The following is a 21,759-nucleotide window of genomic DNA, read 5'->3' as shown; positions in this document are numbered from 1 at the left end:
TCCCTGGCTTGGGCGGTCTGCGTCGTTGCAAATGCTCGCCATGGCTGCGGCCATGTCTGTGCTTTGCGCCTCGCAGCCCATCCCAAGCCAGGGCGTGCCGCATCGCGGGGATGTATTCAGCGTTGCCCTAACTGCGTTGGTTCGCCTTGCCGTGCTGCAGCACTGATCTGCGGCTTCCCGCCTTGTTCTACGCTTGAAAGCAAAGTCGTATGAGTCTGCTGCAAGTGCGCGGGCTGACCGCTGGCTATGGCGACTTCCAGGCGCTCTACGGTATCGATCTTGCCTTGGACGCGGGCGAGGTACTGGCCATCATTGGTGCCAACGGCGCCGGCAAGACCACGCTGCTGCGCACGCTGGCCGGCGCCCTGCCGGTGCGTTCGGGTACCGTGTCGTTTGACGGCCATGCCATCAGCGGCCTGCCGGCGCACCGCATCTGCGCCGCAGGCCTGGCGCTGGTGCCGGAAGGCAGGCGCCTGTTTCCCAGCCTGAGTGTCGAAGAGAACCTGCTGATGGGCGCCTATGTGCGGCGCGAGGGGCCGTGGAATCTTTCGGCTGTATTCGGTCTGTTTCCCATCCTGCAGGAATTCCGCCGCCGGCCCGCCACCGAGCTTTCGGGCGGCCAGCAGCAGATGGTGGCGCTGGGCCGTGCGCTGATGAGCAACCCGCGGCTGCTGATGTGCGACGAGCTCTCGCTGGGGCTCGCGCCGGTGGTGGTCAAGGACATCTACACCGCGCTGCCAGCGATCTGCGAGCATGGGGTGTCGGTCATCGTGGTCGAGCAGGACATCAGCCAGGCGCTGCGCGTGGCGCGCCGGGTGGTCTGCATGCGCGAAGGCCGCGTGGTGCTCGAAGGAAAGCCCGGCGAGATCGGGCGCGAGCAGATCGCGCAGGCCTACTTCGGCATGGCGGTGGAGAGGGCGCACTGATGCTGGCGGATTGGATCAACACCATCCTGCAGGGTGTGCTTCTGGGGGGGCTATACGCGCTGTTCGCCGCAGGCCTGTCGATCAGCTTCGGCGTGATGCGCATGATCAACATCGCGCATGGCGACATGATCATCTTCGCCAGCTACGCCACCATCGTCGGTGCCTCCTACCTCAAGCTTCCCATGGTACTCACGGTGGTGCTGGTCACGCTGGTGCTCTCGGGCATGGGCTATGCGGCGCAGCGCCTGGTGTTCAACCGCACCCTGGGCAGCGATCTGCTGCGCCCCCTGCTGCTGACCTTCGGCCTTTCCATCGTGATCCGCGAGAGCCTGCAGGCGGCATTTTCGGCCGACGTGCGCAGCGTCGATGTCGGCCCGCTGGCCACAGCCACCTGGAACCTGGGCGCGCAGATCAATGTCGGCGCGCTGCCGCTCACGGTGATGCTGATCGGCCTGGTCTCGATCGCGGCCCTGCAATGGTTGTTTGCCAACACGCGCATGGGGCGGTCGTTCCGTGCCACCTCGGACGACGCCGACACCGCCTCGCTCATGGGCGTGAACCGCAAGCACGTTTACGCGCTGGCCATGGTGTTCGGCAGCGCGATGGTGGCACTGGCCGGTGCCTTCCTGGTGATGCGCACCACCGTGAGCCCGAGCGACGGCCCGATCCGCCTGATCTATGCGTTCGAGGCCGTCATCATCGGCGGTCTGGGGTCGCTTTGGGGCACGGTCGCCGGCGGCGTGGTGCTGGGTGTGGCGCAGGCCATAGGCGCGCGGCTGGATCCGGGCTGGGGCACGCTCGCCGGGCATCTGGCGTTTCTGGGCATTCTGTGGGTGCGCCCGCAGGGCCTGTTCCCCACCACGAAGGACCGATAGACCATGCGAGCCGATCTGCCCGCCCGCGTCACCGCCGTCGTCGGCATTCTGACCGTGCTTGCGATTGCCAGCATGCCCTGGTGGGCAGAGCGATCGACGATCTATCTCGCGGTGGAGATGCTGGCGATGCTGGCACTGGCGCAAATGTGGAATCTGCTGGCCGGGTACGGTGGGCTGCTGTCCGTCGGCCAGCAGGGCTTCGTGGGCCTGGGGGCCTATGCGCTGGTGGTGTTCGGGTTGCAGATGGGCGTGAACGCCTTCCTCGTGATTCCGATCGCGGGTGTGGTGGGTGCCATCGCCGCGGCGCTGGTGGCGCCGCTGGTGTTTCGCCTGAGCGGCGCGCATTTTGCGATCGGCACCTGGGTGGTGGCCGAGGTGTTTCGCCTCGTCATCGCCAATCTGCCGTTTGTCAGCGGCGGCTCCGGCACCAGCGTGGCGAAGACCGTGATGGGCATGAACATCGATATGCGCATCAGCCTCACGCTGTGGTCTGCGCTGGCCCTGGGGGCGGGCGCGACGCTGGCCGTCTACCTGCTGCTGCGCTCACGCTGGGGCCTGGCGCTGGTGGCGGTACGCGATTCGGAGCGCGCCTCGCAAAGCCTGGGCGTGCGCGTCTCCCGCATCAAGTGGGCCGTGTGGGTGGCGGCAGCGGCCGGCTGCGCGATGACCGGCGCGCTGCTCTTCATCACCAAGCTGCGCGTGGCGCCCGATCCGGCGTTCTCCATCGACTGGACGACGACCATGTTTTTCATCGTCGTGATCGGCGGCATAGGCACGCTGGAGGGGCCGATCATCGGCACCATCGCCTACTTCCTGCTGCGCGAATGGCTGGCCGACCTGGGCAGCATCTACCTCATCACGCTGGGGCTGCTGACCATGGTGGTGATGTTGTTCTTCGAGCATGGCTTGTGGGGGCTGTGGCAGCGCAAGATCGGCTGGGAACTGTTCCCGGTGCGCCGGCGTTTCAAACCGCCGGCTTCCTGATCCGCATCATTGGCAGGCGGCGCGCGCCGCCGCCACGGCATGGGCCCTTTCTGGAAGCCACTCGGTGCCGGCTTGGGCGAAAAGCGATTTGCGCCGCGCCATGTCCGCGGGTTGTCCTGCCAGCCCATGGACGATCACCGTGACGTGCCGTTTTTGGCAGATCTGCAGCAAGGCGAGCAGCGCGTCCGCTCCCGTGGTGTCCATGTAGATCACTCCCGCGAGATCCAGCACCAGCGCGCGCTGGGGCAGCGCATCCTGAAGGATTTCCATCGTGGTCGCGGAGCCGAAAAACAAGGCCCCCGTGAGGCGCCAAGCGTGCACCTTGCCCGATGGTTCAGGCAGCAGCTCCGACAAGTCCAGCGGCTCGGCCCGCGTGAGTTGGGCCATGCGCCAGATGAAGGTCACGCAGGCCGCGAGAATGCCTACCTGCACCGCCACCGTCAGATCGAACACCACGGTGAGCAGGAACACCGACAGCAGCGTGATGCGGTAGGGCACCGTGAGACGGCGCAGGTGCGCGAACGCGCGCCATTCGCCCATGTTCCAGGCCACATGCAGCAGGATGGCCGCCAGGCAGGCCAGCGGGATGGAACTTGCCAGCGGCGCGGCGGCGAGGATCACCGCCAGCAGCACCAGCGCATGCACCATGCCGGCCACCGGGCTGGTGGCGCCGCTCTTCACATTGGTGACGGTGCGCGCGATGGTGCCGGTGGCGGGCATGCCGCCGAAGAAGGGCACGACGAAGTTGGCGATGCCCTGCGCCATCAGCTCTTGGTTGGGGTCGTGCCGGTCGCCGATGATGCCGTCGGCCACGCGCGCGCACAGCAGCGATTCGATCGCGCCCAGCAGCGCCAGCGTGATGGCCGGCATCAGCACGAAGCGCGCCGATTCCCACGAGAAATCCGGCAGCGCGAACGCGGGCAACGCCGCCGGAATGCCGCCGAAGCGGCTGCCTATGGTTTCCACCGGCAGCTTGAAGATTGCTACTGCGATGGTAGCTAACACCAACGCCACGATGGCGCCTGGCACCGTATTGAGCTTGCCGGAAAACGGCGCACGCGCGCCCAGCGACGGCATCCCATGCTGCCAGGCCACGATGGTCGCCAGGCAGCCGAATGCGATGCCCAGCGCCCAGCCATTGAGCGTGTGCGCGTGTTCCCACAACGCCGCCAGGATGCCGAAGAAATCCGCCGGCATGTTGGCGATCTTGAGGCCCAAAAAATCCTTGATCTGCGAGAGCCCGATCAGCACCGCGATGCCATTGGTGAAACCGGTGATCACCGCCACCGGAATGAAGCGCACCAGCGTACCCAGCCGCAGCACGCCCATCGCAAAGAGCAGCACCCCCGAGAGCGCGGTGGCGATGATGAGATTGGCCACGCCGTACTGCTGCACGATGCCGTAGACGATGACGATGAAGGCGCCCGCGGGTCCGCCGATCTGCACCCGGCTGCCGCCGAGCAGCGCGACCAGGAAGCCCGCGATGATGGTGGTGAAGATGCCGGCCTCGGGCTTGAGCCCCGAGGCGATGGCAAACGCCATCGCCAGCGGCAGCGCGACGACGGCAACCGTCAGGCCCGCGCCGAGATCGGCAACGAAACGCGTGCGGTCATAGCCCGCAAGGGCCGCTATGAGACGGGGGCGGAAGGAAAAGGCCACAGACCAGGCTCCAGGCAAGAGACGAACGACAAAGCGGCGAGAGTCGTTCTGCCCGGGGTGGCCCACAGTGGCGCAGCCGCGTGATGAAGCGGCGCCGACGGGTGAGCTGCTGGTGGATGAGCATGGTGTGGGGTGGCAAGTGGCGCGAGTGTACGCTTGCGACAGCCCGCCCCGTGCCGTGTGGCCCGTGCACTGAGGGCCTTGTGGATATGCGCCACGGCCTGGATGAACAGGCGTAGAGTCGCGCGGTCGCGCGAGGCGCTCTCTTTGTGCGGCAGGGCATTCAATCGCAGTTCTCGAAGGCAGGTACTCCGTGCAGGAAATGGATTTTGATGTCGTCATCGTCGGCAGCGGCCTGGCGGGCCTGAGCGCGGCTTTGCGCCTTGCGCCCACCCACCGCGTGGCGGTACTGACCAAGCGCGCGATAGAGGATGGATCCAGCGAGCGCGCGCAGGGCGGCATCGCCGCGGTGCTGGGCGAGCACGACAGTTTTGAGTCGCACGTGCAGGACACCTTCATCGCCGGCGCCGGCCTGTGCGCGCCCGACGCCACCCGCCTCGTGGTCGAACAGGCGCCGGGCTGCATCGCCTGGCTGCGTGAGTTGGGTGTGCCGTTCTCGATGGAAGAAGGCGCGCTGCACCTCACGCGCGAGGGTGGGCACAGTGAGCGTCGCATCGTGCACGCCACCGATGCCACCGGCGCGGCCGTGCAGCGCACGCTGATCGATGCGGTGCAGGCCACGCCTGCGATCACGGTGTTCGAGAACCACACGCTGGTGGACTTGATCACTGCCCGCAAGCTCGGGCGCAAGGGCCAAACCTGTCTGGGGCTGTACGCGCTGGATGAGGCGACGGACACGGTGCGCACCTTCCGCGCGCCGCAGACGGTTCTGGCCACGGGCGGCGCGGGCAAGGTCTACCTTTACACCACCAACCCCGACACCTCCACGGGCGACGGCATCGCTGCTGCCTGGCGCGCGGGCTGCCGCGTGGCGAACCTGGAATTCATCCAGTTTCACCCCACCTGCCTGTACCACCCGCACGCGCGGTCTTTCCTCATCAGCGAGGCGGTGCGTGGCGAAGGCGGCGTGCTGCGCTTGCCGCAGACGATGGGCGGTACGCGCTTCATGCCGGCGCACGACGAGCGTGCCGAGTTGGCGCCGCGCGATGTGGTGGCGCGTGCGATCGACTTCGAGATGAAAAAGCACGGGCTGGACTGCGTCTACCTCGATATTTCGCACCGCAGCCCCGAGTTCCTGAACGAGCATTTCCCCAATATCCTTGCGCACTGCGCGCAGTTCGGCATCGACATCACGCGCGAGCCGATTCCCGTCGTACCCGCAGCGCACTACACCTGCGGCGGCGTGCTCACCGACCTGCAGGGCCGCACCGACTTGCAGGGCCTGTACGTCGTGGGCGAGGCCGCTTGTACCGGATTGCATGGCGCCAATCGGCTGGCCAGCAATTCACTGCTGGAATGCATGGTGTTTGCGCAGGCGGCGGCCGAGAGCATTCGCGGCGCCGGCGCGCCCGAGCGCTGGGTGCTGCCGGCCTGGGACGACAGCCGCGTGACCGACGCGGATGAGGCCGTCGTCATCTCGCACAACTGGGACGAGCTGCGCCGCTTCATGTGGGATTACGTTGGCATCGTGCGCACCAACAAGCGGCTGGAGCGCGCGATGCACCGCATCGCGCTGCTCAAGAACGAAATCCAGGAGTTCTACGGGCAGTTCCACGTCACGCGCGATCTGCTGGAGCTGCGCAATCTCGTGCAGGTGGCCGAGCTCATCGTGCGTTCCGCGCAGGCGCGCCACGAAAGCCGCGGTTTGCATTACAACCGCGACTGGCCTGAGATGGCGGCACCGGCGGTGCCAACCATTCTGGTGCCAGATGCGGTCTGACGAGTAGAGCGTGCATTTGCACCCAAGGTGTCACGCCAGATTTGAAGCCAAATATGGCTTTAGCGCTTGTCTGCAAAGCGCAAGCAGCTATCAATAAATAAGTATTCGGCTTATGCTGCGCCGATGCCGGCTACGAGCGAACCGGGGGCATGGCCCTGCTTCAGACCTGCGGTGAAGGCGAGCATGCGGTCGATTGGCACACGTGCGCGCAGGCCGAGCGCGGGGTCGACCTGCACTTCGCCGCTGCCCGTCTCCAGCGCACGCGCTACGCCTGCCAGGCTGTTCATCGCCATCCAGGGGCAGTGTGCGCAGCTCTTGCAGGTGGCGCCGTTGCCGGCGGTGGGCGCTTCGATGAAGACCTTGCCGGGGTTCCTCACGCGCAACTGGTGCAGCAGGCCGGTGTCGGTGGCGACGATGAATGCGGGCGCGTCCATGCGCGCGGCGGCGGCGAGGATGGCGGAGGTGGAGCCCACGGCATCGGCCAGCGCGATGACGGCGGGCGGCGATTCGGGGTGCACGAGGATTTTTGCCCTGGGGTGCTGCTCTTTCATGAGCTGCAGTTCCACCGCCTTGAACTCATCGTGCACGATGCAGGCACCGTTCCACATCACCATGTCGGCGCCGGTCTCGCGGCGGATGTAGTCGCCCAGGTGCCGGTCGGGCGCCCAGAGGATTTTCTGCCCCGCGTCCTTGAGGGCACGCACGATGTCGAGCGCGCAGCTCGACGTCACGAGCCAGTCCGAGCGCGCCTTCACCGCCGCGCTGGTATTGGCATAGACCACGACGGTGCGGTCAGGGTGGGCGTCGCAGAACTCGGAGAATTGGTCTATGGGGCAGCCCAGATCGAGCGAGCAGGTGGCGTCCAGATCGGGCATGAGGATGCGCTTGGCGGGTGAAAGAATTTTGGCTGTCTCGCCCATGAAGCGCACGCCCGAGACGACCAGCGTCTCTGCCGCATGGTCGCGCCCGAAGCGCGCCATCTCCAGCGAATCGCTCACGATGCCGCCGGTCTCCTCGGCCAGTTCCTGCAGGTCCGGGTGCACGTAGTAGTGCGAGACCATGACCGCGTTCTTTTCCTTGAGCAGCCTGCGGATGCGCGCCTTGGTGTCCTCGCGCTCCTCGGGCGTGAGCTCGGGCGGTACGCGCGCCCAGGCGCGGCGCGTGTCGCAGACCGAGAGCGCCTCTTGGGCCTGCTGTACGTCGAGCGCCACCGGCTGCTCGTATTCCACGTCGATGATGTTGCTCATGCTCTCCGCCTTCAACCCTGTTGCAGCCGCCAGGAAAAATCGATGGCCTTGATGTCCTTGGTGAGTGCGCCAATCGAGATGCGATCCACCCCAGTCGCGGCGAGTTCGCGCACCTGATGCAGCGCCACGCCGCCCGAGATTTCGAGCACGGCGCGCCGTGCGCCTGCGGCTTCGTTGCGCCGCACCGCTTCGCGCAGCGTGGGCGCATCCATGTTGTCCAGCAGCACCATGCGCGCACCGTGGGCCAACGCTTCATCGAGCTGCGCCAGTGTCTCCACTTCGATCTCGATGAACTTCGCCCGGCTGTCCGCCGCTGCTGCCTCAAGCGCCGCCGCCACGCCACCGGCAGCCGCGATGTGGTTCTCTTTGATGAGGATGGCGTCAAACAGGCCGATGCGGTGGTTCACGCCACCGCCCACGCCGACCGCGTATTTCTGCGCCAGGCGCAGCCCCGGCAGGGTCTTGCGCGTATCGACGATCGCCGCGCGTGAGCCCTCTACCTCCTGCACATGGCGCGCGGTGCTCGTGGCCACGCTGCTCAGGAGCTGCAAAAAGTTGAGCGCGCTGCGTTCGGCGGTGAGCAGTGCGCGGGCATTGCCCTGTACCTGCAGCACGTAGTTGCCTGCCGCGCAGTGCGCGCCTTCGTCAGCGAGGCGCGTGATATGCGCCTGCGGGTCCATCTGGCGCACCACCGCCTCGAACCACGGCAGGCCGCAGAGCACGGCATCATCGCGCAGCAGCACGCGCGCGGTCATGGCCTTGTCGGCTGGAATCAAGGCAGCGGTGAGGTCGCCACTGCCCACGTCTTCCTGCAGCGCGCGACGGGCGTCCTGCAAGGCGAGATCGGCCAGCTCGGCCGGGGTGAGGCTCCAGTGGGGTGCTTGATTCATCTTCACAAAATCAGTAGCCATTCTGAGGACGCGCATTGTGCCTTGCCCTTTTTGGGGCAAGGCATGCATCGCATTCAAGTGCCAGCTTCTGATGCGCTGGCAGGCAGGTAGAGCGAGCCGCCACCCTGGCGGAACTGCGCTGCTTTGACGGCCAGTCCATTTTCGATCGCTGCCTCCTCGGCCACGCCCTGGGCGGCGGCGTACTCGCGCACCTCCCGCGTGATCTTCATCGAGCAGAACTTGGGCCCGCACATGCTGCAGAAATGCGCCACCTTGGCGGCGTCTTTCGGCAAGGTCTCGTCGTGGTATTCCTGCGCCGTCTCGGGGTCCAGCCCCAGGTTGAACTGGTCCTGCCAGCGGAAATCGAAGCGCGCCTGGCTCAGCGCATCGTCGCGCGCGCGGGCGCCCGGGTGGCCCTTGGCGACGTCGGCGGCGTGGGCGGCGATCTTGTAGGCGATGATGCCCTGCTTGACGTCATCGCGGTCGGGCAGGCCCAGGTGTTCCTTGGGGGTCACGTAGCACAGCATGGCCGTTCCCATCCAGCCGATCATGGCGGCGCCAATCGCGCTGGCGATATGGTCGTAGCCGGGCGCGATGTCTATGGTGAGCGGCCCCAGGGTGTAGAACGGCGCCTCGTGGCAGGTCTTGAACTGCTCGGTCATGTTGGCCTGGATCATGTGCATGGGCACATGGCCGGGGCCTTCGATCATGGTCTGCACATCGTGCTTCCAGGCGATCTGCGTGAGTTCGCCCAGCGTGTGCAGCTCGGCGAACTGCGCCTCGTCATTGGCGTCGGACGCGCAGCCGGGGCGCAGGCCGTCGCCCAGGCTGAACGACACGTCGTAGGCCTTCATGATGTCGCAGATGTCCTCGAAGTGCTCGTACAGGAAGCTCTCACGGTGGTGCGCCATGCACCACTTGGCCATGATGGAGCCGCCGCGCGAGACGATGCCGGTGCGCCGTGCGGCCGTCAGGTGGATGTAGGCCAGGCGCACGCCCGCGTGGATGGTGAAGTAGTCCACGCCCTGCTCGGCCTGCTCGATCAGCGTGTCGCGGAAGATTTCCCAGGTCAGGTCCTCGGCGATGCCGCCGACCTTCTCCAGCGCCTGGTAGATCGGCACGGTGCCGATGGGCACGGGCGAGTTGCGCACGATCCAGTCGCGCGTGGTGTGGATGGCCTTGCCGGTGGACAGGTCCATGACGTTGTCCGCGCCCCAGCGAATCGCCCAGACCAGTTTTTCCACCTCTTCCTCGATGCTGGACGTGACGGCGGAGTTACCGATGTTGGCGTTGATCTTCACCAGGAAGTTGCGGCCGATGGCCATGGGCTCGACCTCGGGGTGGTTGATATTGGCGGGGATGATGGCGCGGCCGCGTGCCACCTCGCCCCGCACGAATTCGGGGGTGATGATCTTCGGGATCATGGCGCCCATGGGGTTGCCGAGCAGGCGCTTTTCACGCGCGGCGTCAGCCATGTACTGCGCCATCCATTCGCGCTTGCCGTTCTCGCGCAGCGCCACGTATTCCATCTCGGGGGTGATGATGCCTTTGCGCGCGTAGTGCATCTGCGTGACGTTGACCCCGGCCTTGGCGCGGCGCGGTTGGCGCTGCAGCGCGGCGGCATCCAGGCGCAATGCGCTAAGGCGCGCGGCGTCCTCGCTCTTGCTGCCATCGTCCAGCGCCAGCGGCTTGCGGCCTTCGTAGGTCTGGGTGTCACCACGCTCGGCAATCCAGCCACCGCGCACGCTGGCCAGGCCCTGCTTCACGTCGATGACAGCAGCGGGGTCGGTGTAGGGGCCTGAGGTGTCGTAGACGCTGACCTGCTCGCCATTGGTGAGCGCGATGTCGCGAACCGGCACGCGCAGGTCGGGCCGGCTGCCGGTGAGGTAGGACTTGGTCGATGCGGGAAAGGACTCGCGCGTGCGAGCGAGCAGGGTGGCGAAGCTGTCGGGGGCGTTCATGGCGTGCATTCCTCAAAGGCGATGGATGGAATGCTCCGCAATCGGCGCCGACGCGCACGCGCCCAGACGGGGCACGTGCAGCCTCTGCGCTGCAGCTCTTCTTACGCTGGTATTAACCAGATCAAGTTCGCGGTTCCGGCGGCTTGGAGCCACCGTCTCAGCACGCCACTACGTGCACCCCGGAGCGGGACGCAGTATAGGGTGGACACGCAAGGAAGGCGGCTTCCGAAACGTCGTAAATTTGATCAAAAAAGGCCAAAGCCAATAGCACATAAGCGCGAACAGCTATTGAAATGATTGCTTCGAATCATGTACCGCCCACGAACGGATTGCTGCGCCGTTCCTGCCCGAAGGTGCTTTCCGGTCCATGGCCGGGAATGAACACCGTCTCGTCGCCCATGGGCCAGAGGCGCTGGGTGATGCTGTCGATCAGCTGCTGGTGGTTGCCCTGGGGAAAGTCGGTGCGGCCTATGCTGCCGGCGAACAGCACGTCGCCGACGAAGCAGCGCTGGATCTGCGGCGCGTGAAACACCACGTGGCCCGGCGTGTGGCCGGGGCAGTGGCGCACGTTGAGCGTTTCCTTGCCGATGGTGACTGTGTCCCCGTCGTGCAGCCAGCGCGTCGGCGTGAATGCCTGGGCGGGCGGAAAACCAAACATCGCGCTTTGCTGCGGCAGGCCGTCGATCCAGAACTGATCGCCCTCCTGCGGGCCGATGATGGGCAGTTTGAGCCGTTCGGCCAGTTCGCCCGTGCCGCCTGCGTGGTCGATGTGCGCATGCGTGAGCCAGATGGCGCTCAGGTGCAACTGGCGTTGGTGCGCTGCGGCGAGGATGTGGCCCAGATCGCCACCCGGATCGATCACGGCGGCCTGCATCGTCTGGTCGCACCAGAGCAGCGAGCAATTCTGGGCGAAGGGCGTGACGGGGATGGTGTGGTAATGCAGCATGCGCCGATTGTGCCGTGCGGCTTCACCGGGCCGCATGCGCAGTCGGCTGAAACGCGTCGTGCGCTGCCCGCATCCAATGCAGCGGGACTTTGCGTTGGTTGATCTCACGCCCGTGGTTGGGCTGCGCAAGGGTTTCCCCGATGTGCAAGTTCTCCCCTCCCCCTCGTGGACTGAATGGGTCCACCCGCGCGGGTCGGGTCTGAAAACCATGAGGAGCGAGATGATGCTTGAGACAAATGAAACCCCATCCGCGGCGCCTGTGCGCAGCGGGGCGAAGCGCCCGGCCTTTGCGGCTGCGCTGCTGGCTTCGGCGGTTGCGGTAACGGTGGGGCTGAGCGGTTGCTTCGGCGGCGGCAGCGACAATACGCCCGCCCCGGCTCCGGCACCCGCCGATCCGCCGCAGGCGCAGTTCCTGCATCCGGAACTTGTGGGACAGGGCCAGGATGTGTTTCGCAATGACACCTTTGGCGACGAAGCCAAATGGACCGACCAGCTCAAGATGAACCAGGTGATCGAGGCGGCGGTGGATCCTCTGACGGCGGCTAGCGTTGGGGTGAAGGTCGATCTGGATGCCTTGCCTGCTGCAGTAGCGGGAGCGATCCTGGCCGGGGATGTGCCACTAGACAACCCGCAGTCCACCCTGGCTCTTCTGGAGCTCAATGCGGTGGTGGGCATCAGGGGGCAGGTCAGCACCGACGCCCAAGGCAAGAAGCATCTGGACCGCGTGGGCATCACCTGCGCGCTGTGCCATTCGACGGTGTCCAGGGAAGACCTGCCCGGCCCGATCGGTGCGGCGCTCAAGGGTGTGGTGGGGCATCGCCTCGACGGCCATGCCAATCGCGATCTCAACCCCGGCGCCATCATCGCGTTGTCTCCGGCGCTGGCGGGCGACAGCAACAAGGCGGCGCGCGCGCAGCTCAATTCCTGGGGGCCGGGCAAATACGACCCGCGCTGGAATTTCGATGGGATTAGCAACCCCACGGTCATCCCGCCGGCCTATGGCCTGGCCACGCTGACCAAGGCCATCTTCACGGGCGACGCCGATGCCGCGCATGAGCCAGCTGGCCCGGTGGCGTACTGGAACCGCTACGTCAGCGTGACGCAGATGGGCGGCATCGGCACCTTCTCCGACAGCCGGCTGCAGGGCAAGCTCGGCGGCTACCACGATGTGGACAACACCAATGGCGGCAAGCTTGCGGACAGGGTGACCGGCGTGCTGCCGGCATTGCAGGCCTACCAGTATTCGCTGCCGGCGCCCAAGGCGATCGCAGGCTCGTTTGACCCGGCCGCCGCGGCGCGCGGCCAGGCGGTGTTCAGCGGCGCGGCCAACTGCGCCAGCTGCCACGCTGGCGAGGCGTTCACCGATGCCACCCAGGGCAAGCTGCACCCGGCAGAGGGCACGTCCGTCGCCAATGACCAGGACTATGTGAAGCGCTCGGCCACGCAGCAATGGCGCACCTCGCCGCTCCCGGGCATTGGCTACCGGGCCAGCCTGGGCGAGAAGTTCTTCCATGACGGCTCGGCCGACAACCTTGCCGAAGTGGTGGACATGTACGACACCCGCAAGAAACTGGGCCTGACGGCGGCGCAGAAGACCGACCTGGTCGAATACCTGAAGTCGCTCTGATCGCTCTCGGCGCGCAGCCCGCCGCGCACCGCGCCCGGCGGGCTTTGTGTTGCCTCTGGGAGGGGAGGGCGCGGCTCAGGCGTCCTGGCGCAATTCGGGGAAATCCTCTTCCCGGAATTCCTGCCCGCCGCGCTCGCCCCTGGCATACCGCGTGGCCTCCTGGGCTCGCAGCTGCACGCGCCGGATCTTGCCGGAGATGGTCTTGGGCAGTTCGGTGACGAATTCGATGCGGCGCACCCGCTTGTAGGGAGCCAGCTGGCGCCGCGCGAAGGCCAGGATTTCCCTGGCCATGGTTGCGCCGGCCTGGTAGCCGGGGGCGAGCATCACATACGCCTTGGGAACCGCCAGGCGCAGCGGATCGGGGCCCGGCACGATGGCCAGCTCCATCACGGCGTCGTGCTCTATCAGCGCGCTTTCCAGTTCAAAGGGGCTGATGCGGTAATCCGACGCCTTGAAGACGTCGTCCGCGCGGCCGACGAAGGTCAGGTAGCCGTCGGCATCGCGGGCGGCCGTGTCGCCGGTGCGGTAGTAGCCGTCGCGCATCACTTCGGCGGTTTTTTCGGCGCTGTCCTCGTAGCCGGCCATGAGACCGACGGGGCGTTCGCGGATGTCTATGCACACCTCGCCCTCGTCGGCTTCGCGGCCGTCGCTGTCCAGCAGCACGATGCGGTAGCCGGGCAGCGGTTTGCCCATGGAGCCGGGCTTGATCGGCAGGCCGGGCGCGTTGCCGACCTGTGCCGTGGTCTCCGTCTGGCCATAGCCGTCGCGCAGGCGCAGGCCCCAGGCCTGCTCCACCTGCTGGATGATTTCGGGGTTCAGCGGCTCTCCGGCGCCGACCACCGATCGCAACTGCAGGCGGTTGCGCCAGACGGCAAGGTCTTCCTGGATCATCAGGCGCCAGACCGTGGGCGGCGCGCACAGGCTGGTGATGCCGCAGCGCGCAAGAGTCTCCAGCAGGCCGGGCGCGGTGAAGCGCGGCGTGTTGTAGATGAACACGCAGGTGCCGGCGTTCCACGGTGCGAACAAACAGCTCCAGGCATGCTTGGCCCAGCCGGGGGAGGAGATGTTCAGGTGGATGTCGCCCGGGCGCAGGCCGAGCCAGTACATGGTGCTCAGGTGCCCGACGGGGTAGCTCTCATGCGTGTGCAGCACGAGCTTGGGCTTGGAGGTGGTGCCCGAGGTGAAATACAGCAGCAGCGGGTCGCTGGCAGGCGTTGGCGCATCGGGCTCGAAACCGCCGGGGGCGGCGGCGGACTGCGCGTAATCCGTCCAGCCGGGATGCGCGCCGCCGATGCAGATGCGGCCGTAGTCGCCGGGCAAAGGGTCGAACTTGGGCGCCATCGCCGCGGAGGTGACCACATGGCGCACGCGGCCGCGCTCAAGCCGATCGCGCAGATCATCGGTGGTCAGCAGCGAGGTGGCGGGGATGATCACCGCGCCTATCTTCATGGCCGCCAGCATGGTTTCCCAGAGCGCCGGCTCATTGCCCAGCATCAGCAGCACGCGTTCGCCGCGCCGCACGCCTTGCGCGCGCAGGAAATTGGCAACCTGCGAGGAGCGCTGGGACAACTGCTCGAAACTGGTGCGGTATTCGCTGCCATCGGCATCCACGATCCACAGCGCGGGCGCGGTGTTGCCGCGCGCCATCACGTCGAAATGGTCCAGCGCCCAATTGAAATGCTGGTGGCGTGGCCAGCGAAACTGCGCGCAGGCGGTCTCCGGATCGCCGTGCAGGCGCAGCAGCAGATCGCGCGCGGCGTGAAAAGAGTTCTGGTTTTGGTCCATGGTCGTCGTCTCCTTTGGGTGAGCATGGTGCGCCATGGTGCGGTCACCGGCGCATCGCCCGCATTCGAGAATGCGTGTGCGGTTGGCCAAGCGTAGCGCATGCGGCTGCGCTCCGCCGGAGGCGGCGGCCCGCGCCTTACCGCATCGGCAGGCCGACGTAGTTTTCCGCCAGGCTGGTGGATGCGGCGCGGGAGTTCACCACATAGTCCAGCTCCGCCTCCTGCACCTTGGTGTGGAAGGCGCCTTCTTCGGGGAAGCTGTGCATCAGCGTGGTCATCCACCACGAGAAACGCTCGGCCTTCCAGACGCGGCGCAGGCACTGCTCGGAATACTGGTCTATGCCGTGCGTGCTCTTGTTCTGGTAGTAATCGACGAAGGCACGCGCGAGGTAGCCGACATCCGAAGCGGCCAGGTTCAGTCCCTTGGCGCCGGTGGGCGGCACGATGTGCGCGGCGTCGCCCGCGAGGAACATGCGGCCGAAGCGCATCGGCTCGGCAACGTAGCTGCGCAGCGGCGCGATGCTCTTTTCGATCGAGGGGCCGGTCATCAGGCGCTCGCGCGCCTCCGGGTCCAGACGGCGCTTGAGCTCATCCCAGAAGGCCTCGTCGGTCCAGTTTTCCACCTTGTCGGTTAAAGGCACCTGCAGGTAGTAGCGGCTGCGCGTGAGGCTGCGCTGGCTGCACAGCGCAAAGCCGCGCTCGCTGTTGGCGTAGATCAGCTCTTCGCTGACGGGTGGCGTGTCGCTCATCAGCCCGAGCCAGCCGAAGGGATAGACCTTTTCAAAGTGGCGGATGCGCTCGGGCGCGATGCTGGCGCGGCTGGCGCCGTGAAAACCGTCGCAGCCGGCGATGAAATCGCAGTGGATTTCGTGCAGTTCGCCGTCTTTTTCGTAGCGCACGCGCGGGTGCCCGCTGTCGTAGTCGCGCGGCTGCACGTGCAGGGCCTCATACACCGTGGTCAGGCCCTCGGCGGCGCGCACCTCCATCAGGTCGCGCGTCACCTCGGTCTGGCCGTAGACCATGACGTACTTGCCGCCCGTCAGGCCGTGCAGGTCGATGCGGTGGCGCTGGCCGCCGAACAGCAGCTCGATGCCGTGGTGATGCAGGCCATGCGCATCCATGTTCTTCGCCGCACCCGCCTGGCGCAGCAGATCCATCGAAACCTGTTCCAGCACGCCGGCCCGGATGCGGCTGAGCACGTAGTCGGGGCTGCGCTGCTCCAGGATGATGTTGTCAATGCCGGCCTTGTAGAGCAACTGGCCGAGCAGCAGTCCGGCGGGGCCGGCGCCGATGATGACGACGGGGATGTGTTGGGTAGTGGGCATGGCGGGGTCTCCGATGGCGTGCTGTAAGGGGAAAGGGCAATCCGGCGAGATTACCCAGCCGGGCTGTGAACGCCTAGATGCTTTGTGCAGGTGTTGTGCGATCATCGCGCAAACACTTTGATGATCGCGCAGAATGACGGAGCCTTCAGTCCCCCCGATCGCCCATGCCGACACGATTGCCGGCCTTGCCAAGGGGCTGGCGGTGCTGGAGAGCTTTGACACCGAGCGCCAGCGCCTGAACGCCACCATGGCGGCGCAGCGCGCGGGCCTCACGCGGGCTGCCGCGCGCCGCCACCTGCTGACGCTGGCGCACCTGGGCTATCTGGAGACCGACGGCGCGTATTACTGGCTGGCCCCCAAGGTGCTGGGGTTTTCCGGTGCCTACATGGCCAGCGCGCGGTTGCCGCGCGTGGTGCAGCCCGAACTGCACAGCCTGGCGGCGCGCACCGGGCTGTCGTTTTCCTGCGCGGTGCGCGATGGCGACTTTGTCGTGATCGTCGCGCGCAGCGCCGTGCGCGAGCGCGGCGATCGGCTGCTGGCGCACGGTGTGCACCTGGGCTCGCGCCTGCCGGTGCATGCGACCTCCACCGGGCGGGTGCTGCTGGCGGCGCTGCCCGATGCCGAGCGCGCTGCCTGGCTTGCCAGCGTGGAACTGCGCCGCCTGACGGCGCATACCGTCAGCGATGCGGCGGCCCTTGCCGCCACGCTGGATCAGGTGCGGCAGCAGGACTATTGCTGCGCGGCGCAGGAGCATGAGCTCGGCATCCAGGCGCTCGCAGTGCCGCTGCGCGACGCGCGCGGGCGCGTGCTGGCGGCGCTGAACGTGGTCACGGCCACGAATCGGATGGACCCGCGGCAACTGGTGGCGCAATTGCTTGCGCCGCTGCAGGAAGCGGCGCGTGTGCTGCGGCCGTTGTTGTGAGCCAGGGCGCCTGCCGATAAATGTCGGCGCCTGTTGATTGCATTGCGCGTGGCACACGCCATCGCACCACGGGAAAACCCTAGTTGTCAACGAAGCTCATCTGGTTGAATAATCAACTTGTTCCAATAATTACTAATCGCAAATGCGACTTTGTTCCCTCTGGTTTGGGACTTGTTATTCATCCTACGGAGACCTTGCATGAGCTTGGTGAAATGGCGGCGTGCCGCCGCAGTGGCTGCTGTTTTGGCGTTTGCTGGTGGTGTTGCCACGGCAGATGTGGTCAAGATTGGCATCCTGGGGCCGTTCTCGGGCCCGTTTGCACACTATGGCGTGCTGTTCAAGGCGGGCGCGCAAGCCTATCTTGCAAGCCAGGGTGGAAAGCTCGCCGGCAAGGATGTCGAGCTGATCTATCGGGATACCGGTGGTCCGAATCCAGGCCAAACCAAAACGCTGGCACAGGAGCTTCTGGTCAGGGACAAGGTGGACTACCTTGGCGGCGTGGTCTTTACGCCCAACGCGATGGCGATCGCCCCGCTCATCACGCAGTCCAAGACACCTATGGTGATCTTTAACGCGGCAACTTCGTCGATCACTGAGAAGAGCCCCTATTTCCTGCGAACCAGTTATACCTTGTGGCAGGTTACTGTGCCGCTGGCGCAATGGACTGCAAAGAACGGCATCACCAAGGTCGCTACGGCGGTCATGGACTACGGTCCCGGCATCGATGCAGAGACTGCATGGAAGGCGGAATTCACAAAGAGCGGCGGCACGGTGGTCGAATCGATCCGCATGCCGATGGCGACCAACGATTTCGCGCCATTTATCCAACGCATCAAGGCCAGCGGCGCTCAGGCGGTGTACACCTTCCTGCCGGGTGGCCCACCCAACCTTGGCTTCGTCAAGAGCTACAACGAAAACGGACTGGCCAAGGCGGGTGTGCAGTTTCTTGGCACGGCTGAGATGGACGAGTTCGATCTGCAGAAGTTCGGCGACGCCGCGCTGGGACTGAAGACGGCCTTCCACTACTCGGCCGCACATGACTCCGACGCCAACCGCAAATTCATTGCGGCGCTGGCAAAGCAGGACAAGAACGCTGTTGCGAACTACGCCTCCGTCGGAGCGTGGGATGGGATGCACGTGATCGAAAAAATGATCGCGGCCACCGATGGGAAGAAGGATGGTGAGAAGGCCATGGCTGCCGCCAGGGCACTGAAATGGGAAAGCCCGCGCGGGCCGGTGCATATCGACCCGGACACGCGGCACATCACTCAGCATGTTTATCTGCGCGAAGTGGAGCGCATCGGTGGCGTCCTCGTCAACAAGGAAATCGCAGACTTTGGCGATCAGGGTGACCACGGACTGGGCAAGTAAGCCGGTATTCAAACAGCCAGTCTGGGCGTAGACGCAATGCAATCACTTGCCAATATCCTGATTGACGGCGTGAGCTACGGCATGGTGCTTTTCATCATTGCCGTAGGCATGTCGATCACGCTCGGTTTGATGCGATTCATCAATCTGGCGCATGGGGCGTTTGCGATGATAGGCGGCTACACCACGGCCATGCTGATCCGCGAATGGGGGTGGCCTTTTTTGCCGGCCTTGCTGATGGCATTGCTGGTGACAGCCGTTGTCGGTGCCATTCTCGAGGCGTTGGTCCTGCGGCATTTGTATCGGCGACCAGAGCTTGATCAGGTGCTCTTCACATTTGGTCTGACCTACGTATTGATCGCCGCCATCAATGCGCTTGCCGGCCCACAGGTGCAATTGATCGGACTGCCCGCCGCATTGACGGCCTCTGTCGATCTGGGATTTCGCGTCATCCCCGTGCAACGCATTGTCGTGGTGGTAGTGGGGATCGGAGTGGCATTGCTGTCAGCCCAGGCTATGGGCAAGACGCGTTTTGGCGTCTGGCTGCGTGCCGCCGTAGACCACCCCGGTACGGCAGCCACACTGGGTATTCCGATTCGGTTGGTGCAGTGTGCCACGTTCGCGTTCGGCGCGGCGCTGGCGGCACTCGGCGGCGTCCTGGGCGCAGAACTCATGCCACTGGAGCCCTACTACCCGCTCAAATACCTTGTGCTCGTATTGGTGGTGGTGGCCGTGGGCGGCATGGGCAGCCTGCTGGGGGCGCTGGCGGCCGCCCTGCTGCTGGGTACCTTGGAGACCGCGACCAATTACTTTACGGAAGGCTGGGGTTCGGTGGCGTTCTTCGTGGCCATGGCGATCTTTCTGGTCTGGCGTCCGAACGGCCTGTTCAAACGGGGATGACCATGCGCTTGCTTTCAGCTTCATCCGCAGATGCCTTGGCACTTGCCCCTGCCTGGCGGGCGCCGTTGATCACCGTGCTCCTGGCATTGCTTGCGCGGTGGTGGTTGCCGGACCAATTGGGCCTTTTGAGCCACATCGTCATCATGGCGCTGCTGGTGATTTCCTTGGATCTGGTAGTTGGCATCGCCGGCCTGGCCACACTTGGGCATGGCGCCTTGTTTGGCGTCGGTGCGTACGCGGCGGGCATCTTCGCCAGCCGAGTGTCCGGAGATCCTTTGCTCGGTCTGGGTGTGGCTTTGGTCGTCGGCGCCGTGTTTGCACTGATCACCGGGCTGTTCCTTTTACGCTACCAGGGCTTCACTTTCCTCATGCTGACCGTGGCGGTGGTGCAGATCACGGCCAATCTGGCCCAGAAGGCACGCGCCTGGACGGGCGGTGACGACGGCCTGAACAGCTACACCATGAACCCCTTGCTTGGGCATTTCGAGTTCGATCTGGATGGCCGCGTCGGATCGCTGTATGTGATTGCCGTCCTGGGGATTGGCTACTGGCTGGCCAAGCGCGTCTTGCAATCACCTTTTGGTCTGGCAGTGCGTGGCATTCATGAAAACCGTGCACGCATGGCGGCGCTTGGCACTCCCGTCTTCAAGCGTTTGTTGGGCATGTACGTGTTCGCTGGCGCACTTGCTGGCGTGGCGGGCGCACTCTCGGCCCAAACCAATGGCATCGTGGCGCTGGACAGCCTGTCGTTTGCGCTGTCCGCCGAAATCCTGGTAATGCTGATTCTGGGCGGAACCGGCACGCTCAACGGAGCCGTGATCGGGGCGGTGATCTTCACACTGTTGCACCACACCGCAGCCTCGATCAATCCGTACCACTGGCTCTTCGTGATCGGTACGGCGTTGATGCTGGTCGTCATCCTGCCGCCGCACAAATGGGGTGGACTGCTTGCGCGCTTGCGCTCAGGGAGAGCCGCGTGACAGCCGGCGTACTTGAAGTCCGCCACCTGGACAAACATTACGGCGGCCTGCATGTGACGCGCGATGTGTCGCTGCAGTTGCAGCGCGGAGACCGCGTGGCGTTGATCGGTCCCAATGGCGCGGGCAAGACCACTCTGGTTAACCAGATCAGCGGCACGGTGGCGCCCAGCGGTGGATCGGTGCACCTGCTGTCGCACGATGTTACGGCGCTCAGCCAGGCCGAGCGTGTGCGTCGCGGCCTGGTACGCACCTTTCAGATCACCACTTTGGCGCCGCATCTGGCGGTTCGCCGCCAGGTGGAGCTGGCCTTGTTCGAGCGCGCCCATTTGACGGGCCGCTTCTGGCGCTCCATCGATGACTATCCCTTGCTGGCCCAGGAGGCGCAAGGCGTGCTCGATGCTCTGGGTCTGGGCGAGCGCGCTGCCTGGCCGACACAGCGACTGGCGTATGGCGAGCGGCGCCTGGTTGAACTGGCCCTGGCCATGGCGCTCAAGCCCAAGGTGCTGCTGCTTGACGAGCCCATGGCCGGTGTGCCGCAGGGCGAAGGCGCGCGTTTGCTGGCGGCGCTCGATGCACTGCCGCAGGAGCTGGCGGTGCTGATCATCGAGCACGACATGGAACTGGTGTTTCGCTTGGCAAAGCGCATTGTGGTGCTGGCCGAGGGCGCGGTGATTGCCACGGGCACGCCGGCCGAAATCCAGGCCGATCCCGTCGTGCGTGGCGCTTATCTCGGGAATTGACCATGGCTACGCCTTTGTTGGAACTCATGGATGTGACTGCCGGCTATGGTCCGGTCACGGTGCTCGACGGCTTGAGCCTGTCCATCGATCAGGGCGAAAAACTGGCCTTGATCGGACGCAACGGGGTCGGCAAGACGACGACGCTGGCGACCGTGATGGGCTTGGCGCAGTTGCAAGGCGGCTGCATCCGCTTTGACGGAGAGGACTTGTCGGGGCTTACAACGCACCAGCGTGCGATGCGTGGGCTGGGCCTGGTGCCGCAGACGCGGGATGTGTTCCCCTCGCTCACCGTCGAGGAAAACCTGTTGGCCGGCCTCAAGCACCGCAGCCGCGCCGCCTTGTCCGAGGCCTATGACTTGTTTCCCCGCCTGGCCGAGCGTCGCTATAACGGCGGCGCCCAACTCAGCGGTGGCGAGCAGCAGATGGTGGCGGTTGCACGCGCGCTGCTGGGGCAGCCGCGATTGTTGATGCTGGATGAGCCGCTGGAAGGGCTGGCGCCGCTGATCCGGCTGGAGTTGCTGCGTGCTTTCAGCCGCATGGTCACCGAACGTGACTTGACCTTGGTGATCGTCGAGCAGCAGGTCCGCGAAGCCCTGCAACAGACAGACCGTGCCGTGGTGCTCTCACGCGGCAGGGTTGTGCATGACGGCCCTGCGCAGGCATTGCAGCAGGACGCCGACGCCTTGGGGCGCCTGGTGGGCGTTTCTCACTCTTGATATTGAAAG

The 21,759-nt window shown here is 65.6% G+C and carries 18 protein-coding genes and 1 riboswitch; of the genes, 11 read left to right on the top strand and 7 right to left on the bottom strand.

What is annotated here, in order from left to right; translation table 11 throughout:
- Positions 1-209: 209 nt before the first annotated feature.
- Genes K320_RS0111225 through K320_RS0111215 form a run of 3 tightly spaced genes read left to right on the top strand, consistent with a single transcriptional unit; the run spans position 210 to position 2,785 of the window.
- Positions 210-926, top strand: a complete 717-nt coding sequence (locus K320_RS0111225) for an ABC transporter ATP-binding protein (protein ID WP_024538933.1) — start codon at positions 210-212, stop codon at positions 924-926.
- Entirely contained in the window at positions 926-1,801 is an 876-nt protein-coding gene (locus K320_RS0111220) for a branched-chain amino acid ABC transporter permease (RefSeq protein ID WP_029696064.1), read from the top strand. Before K320_RS0111225 ends, K320_RS0111220 begins: the two co-directional genes overlap by 1 nt.
- Before the next feature lie 3 nt (positions 1,802-1,804).
- Entirely contained in the window at positions 1,805-2,785 is a 981-nt protein-coding gene (locus K320_RS0111215) for a branched-chain amino acid ABC transporter permease (RefSeq protein ID WP_024538931.1), read from the top strand.
- A 6-nt stretch (positions 2,786-2,791) separates the two neighbouring features.
- Here K320_RS0111215 and K320_RS0111210 read toward each other — a convergent pair whose 3' ends face one another.
- Positions 2,792-4,444 carry a SulP family inorganic anion transporter gene (locus tag K320_RS0111210; protein WP_024538930.1) on the bottom strand — a complete coding sequence of 551 codons (1,653 nt, stop codon included), beginning with the start codon at positions 4,442-4,444 and terminating at the stop codon, positions 2,792-2,794.
- A 322-nt stretch (positions 4,445-4,766) separates the two neighbouring features.
- On the opposite strand from K320_RS0111210, the gene nadB reads away from it, so the two are divergent.
- Positions 4,767-6,344: an L-aspartate oxidase gene (gene nadB, locus K320_RS0111205; protein WP_024538929.1), complete on the top strand. Its 1,578-nt coding sequence runs from the start codon at positions 4,767-4,769 to the stop codon at positions 6,342-6,344.
- Positions 6,345-6,454: 110 nt separating this feature from the next.
- Here the strand turns inward: nadB and nadA are convergent, their stop codons facing one another.
- The 4 genes from nadA to K320_RS0111185 all read right to left on the bottom strand — a co-directional run bounded on the left by nadA (position 6,455) and on the right by K320_RS0111185 (position 11,388).
- Positions 6,455-7,591: a quinolinate synthase NadA gene (gene nadA, locus K320_RS0111200; protein ID WP_024538928.1), complete on the bottom strand. Its 1,137-nt coding sequence runs from the start codon at positions 7,589-7,591 to the stop codon at positions 6,455-6,457.
- Between the two features lie 11 nt (positions 7,592-7,602).
- The gene (nadC, locus tag K320_RS0111195; RefSeq protein ID WP_029696063.1) at positions 7,603-8,481 is read right to left on the bottom strand and encodes a carboxylating nicotinate-nucleotide diphosphorylase; all 879 of its coding nucleotides are present in this window, start codon (positions 8,479-8,481) and stop codon (positions 7,603-7,605) included.
- Between the two features lie 74 nt (positions 8,482-8,555).
- A complete protein-coding gene (gene thiC / locus K320_RS0111190; protein ID WP_024538926.1) occupies positions 8,556-10,442 on the bottom strand; it encodes a phosphomethylpyrimidine synthase ThiC in 1,887 nt (628 codons plus the stop codon).
- 81 nt (positions 10,443-10,523) lie between these two features.
- Positions 10,524-10,634: riboswitch (TPP riboswitch) on the bottom strand.
- Between the two features lie 115 nt (positions 10,635-10,749).
- The gene (locus K320_RS0111185) at positions 10,750-11,388 is read right to left on the bottom strand and encodes an MBL fold metallo-hydrolase (protein WP_024538925.1); all 639 of its coding nucleotides are present in this window, start codon (positions 11,386-11,388) and stop codon (positions 10,750-10,752) included.
- Positions 11,389-11,611: 223 nt separating this feature from the next.
- On the opposite strand from K320_RS0111185, the gene K320_RS0111180 reads away from it, so the two are divergent.
- The gene (locus K320_RS0111180; protein ID WP_084301247.1) at positions 11,612-13,015 is read left to right on the top strand and encodes a c-type cytochrome; all 1,404 of its coding nucleotides are present in this window, start codon (positions 11,612-11,614) and stop codon (positions 13,013-13,015) included.
- Positions 13,016-13,090: 75 nt separating this feature from the next.
- On the opposite strand, the gene K320_RS0111175 is transcribed toward K320_RS0111180, so the two are convergent.
- Both K320_RS0111175 and pobA read right to left on the bottom strand, forming a co-directional pair.
- Entirely contained in the window at positions 13,091-14,800 is a 1,710-nt protein-coding gene (locus K320_RS0111175; protein WP_024538923.1) for an AMP-binding protein, read from the bottom strand.
- Between the two features lie 136 nt (positions 14,801-14,936).
- Positions 14,937-16,124: a 4-hydroxybenzoate 3-monooxygenase gene (pobA, locus tag K320_RS0111170; protein ID WP_029696061.1), complete on the bottom strand. Its 1,188-nt coding sequence runs from the start codon at positions 16,122-16,124 to the stop codon at positions 14,937-14,939.
- 133 nt (positions 16,125-16,257) lie between these two features.
- Between pobA and K320_RS0111165 the strand changes: the two genes are divergently transcribed.
- From K320_RS0111165 to K320_RS0111140, 6 genes are all read left to right on the top strand, one after another.
- Positions 16,258-17,046 carry an IclR family transcriptional regulator domain-containing protein gene (locus K320_RS0111165; RefSeq protein WP_024538921.1) on the top strand — a complete coding sequence of 263 codons (789 nt, stop codon included), beginning with the start codon at positions 16,258-16,260 and terminating at the stop codon, positions 17,044-17,046.
- 198 nt (positions 17,047-17,244) lie between these two features.
- Positions 17,245-18,417 carry an ABC transporter substrate-binding protein gene (locus K320_RS0111160; RefSeq protein WP_051384894.1) on the top strand — a complete coding sequence of 391 codons (1,173 nt, stop codon included), beginning with the start codon at positions 17,245-17,247 and terminating at the stop codon, positions 18,415-18,417.
- 36 nt (positions 18,418-18,453) lie between these two features.
- Positions 18,454-19,314, top strand: coding sequence for a branched-chain amino acid ABC transporter permease (locus K320_RS0111155; protein ID WP_024538919.1), 861 nt, complete (start codon positions 18,454-18,456; stop codon positions 19,312-19,314).
- Positions 19,315-19,316: 2 nt separating this feature from the next.
- A complete protein-coding gene (locus K320_RS0111150; RefSeq protein ID WP_029696060.1) occupies positions 19,317-20,294 on the top strand; it encodes a branched-chain amino acid ABC transporter permease in 978 nt (325 codons plus the stop codon).
- On the top strand, positions 20,291-21,034 hold the full coding sequence (locus tag K320_RS0111145; protein ID WP_024538917.1) for an ABC transporter ATP-binding protein: 744 nt from the start codon (positions 20,291-20,293) through the stop codon (positions 21,032-21,034). The genes K320_RS0111150 and K320_RS0111145 overlap by 4 nt, the downstream gene beginning before the upstream one ends.
- Positions 21,035-21,036: 2 nt before the next feature.
- Positions 21,037-21,750 carry an ABC transporter ATP-binding protein gene (locus tag K320_RS0111140; RefSeq protein ID WP_024538916.1) on the top strand — a complete coding sequence of 238 codons (714 nt, stop codon included), beginning with the start codon at positions 21,037-21,039 and terminating at the stop codon, positions 21,748-21,750.
- The last annotated feature ends 9 nt before the right edge of the window (positions 21,751-21,759 follow it).

The sequence above is a fragment of the Comamonas badia DSM 17552 genome, from assembly GCF_000484635.1.
GTDB classification, from domain to species: domain Bacteria; phylum Pseudomonadota; class Gammaproteobacteria; order Burkholderiales; family Burkholderiaceae_C; genus Comamonas_C; species Comamonas_C badia.
This window is presented reverse-complemented; position numbering and strand designations above follow the sequence as displayed.

Coding starts and splice junctions, on each gene's coding strand:
- K320_RS0111225 (WP_024538933.1), top strand. CDS start 210: ATGAGTCTGCTGCAAGTGCGCGGGCTGACCGCTGGCTATGGCGACTTC.
- K320_RS0111220 (WP_029696064.1), top strand. CDS start 926: ATGCTGGCGGATTGGATCAACACCATCCTGCAGGGTGTGCTTCTGGGG.
- K320_RS0111215 (WP_024538931.1), top strand. CDS start 1,805: ATGCGAGCCGATCTGCCCGCCCGCGTCACCGCCGTCGTCGGCATTCTG.
- nadB (WP_024538929.1), top strand. CDS start 4,767: ATGGATTTTGATGTCGTCATCGTCGGCAGCGGCCTGGCGGGCCTGAGC.
- nadA (WP_024538928.1), bottom strand. CDS start 7,591: ATGAGCAACATCATCGACGTGGAATACGAGCAGCCGGTGGCGCTCGAC.
- nadC (WP_029696063.1), bottom strand. CDS start 8,481: ATGAATCAAGCACCCCACTGGAGCCTCACCCCGGCCGAGCTGGCCGAT.
- thiC (WP_024538926.1), bottom strand. CDS start 10,442: ATGAACGCCCCCGACAGCTTCGCCACCCTGCTCGCTCGCACGCGCGAG.
- K320_RS0111185 (WP_024538925.1), bottom strand. CDS start 11,388: ATGCTGCATTACCACACCATCCCCGTCACGCCCTTCGCCCAGAATTGC.
- K320_RS0111180 (WP_084301247.1), top strand. CDS start 11,612: ATGCTTGAGACAAATGAAACCCCATCCGCGGCGCCTGTGCGCAGCGGG.
- K320_RS0111175 (WP_024538923.1), bottom strand. CDS start 14,800: ATGGACCAAAACCAGAACTCTTTTCACGCCGCGCGCGATCTGCTGCTG.
- pobA (WP_029696061.1), bottom strand. CDS start 16,124: ATGCCCACTACCCAACACATCCCCGTCGTCATCATCGGCGCCGGCCCC.
- K320_RS0111165 (WP_024538921.1), top strand. CDS start 16,258: ATGACGGAGCCTTCAGTCCCCCCGATCGCCCATGCCGACACGATTGCC.
- K320_RS0111160 (WP_051384894.1), top strand. CDS start 17,245: ATGAGCTTGGTGAAATGGCGGCGTGCCGCCGCAGTGGCTGCTGTTTTG.
- K320_RS0111155 (WP_024538919.1), top strand. CDS start 18,454: ATGCAATCACTTGCCAATATCCTGATTGACGGCGTGAGCTACGGCATG.
- K320_RS0111150 (WP_029696060.1), top strand. CDS start 19,317: ATGCGCTTGCTTTCAGCTTCATCCGCAGATGCCTTGGCACTTGCCCCT.
- K320_RS0111140 (WP_024538916.1), top strand. CDS start 21,037: ATGGCTACGCCTTTGTTGGAACTCATGGATGTGACTGCCGGCTATGGT.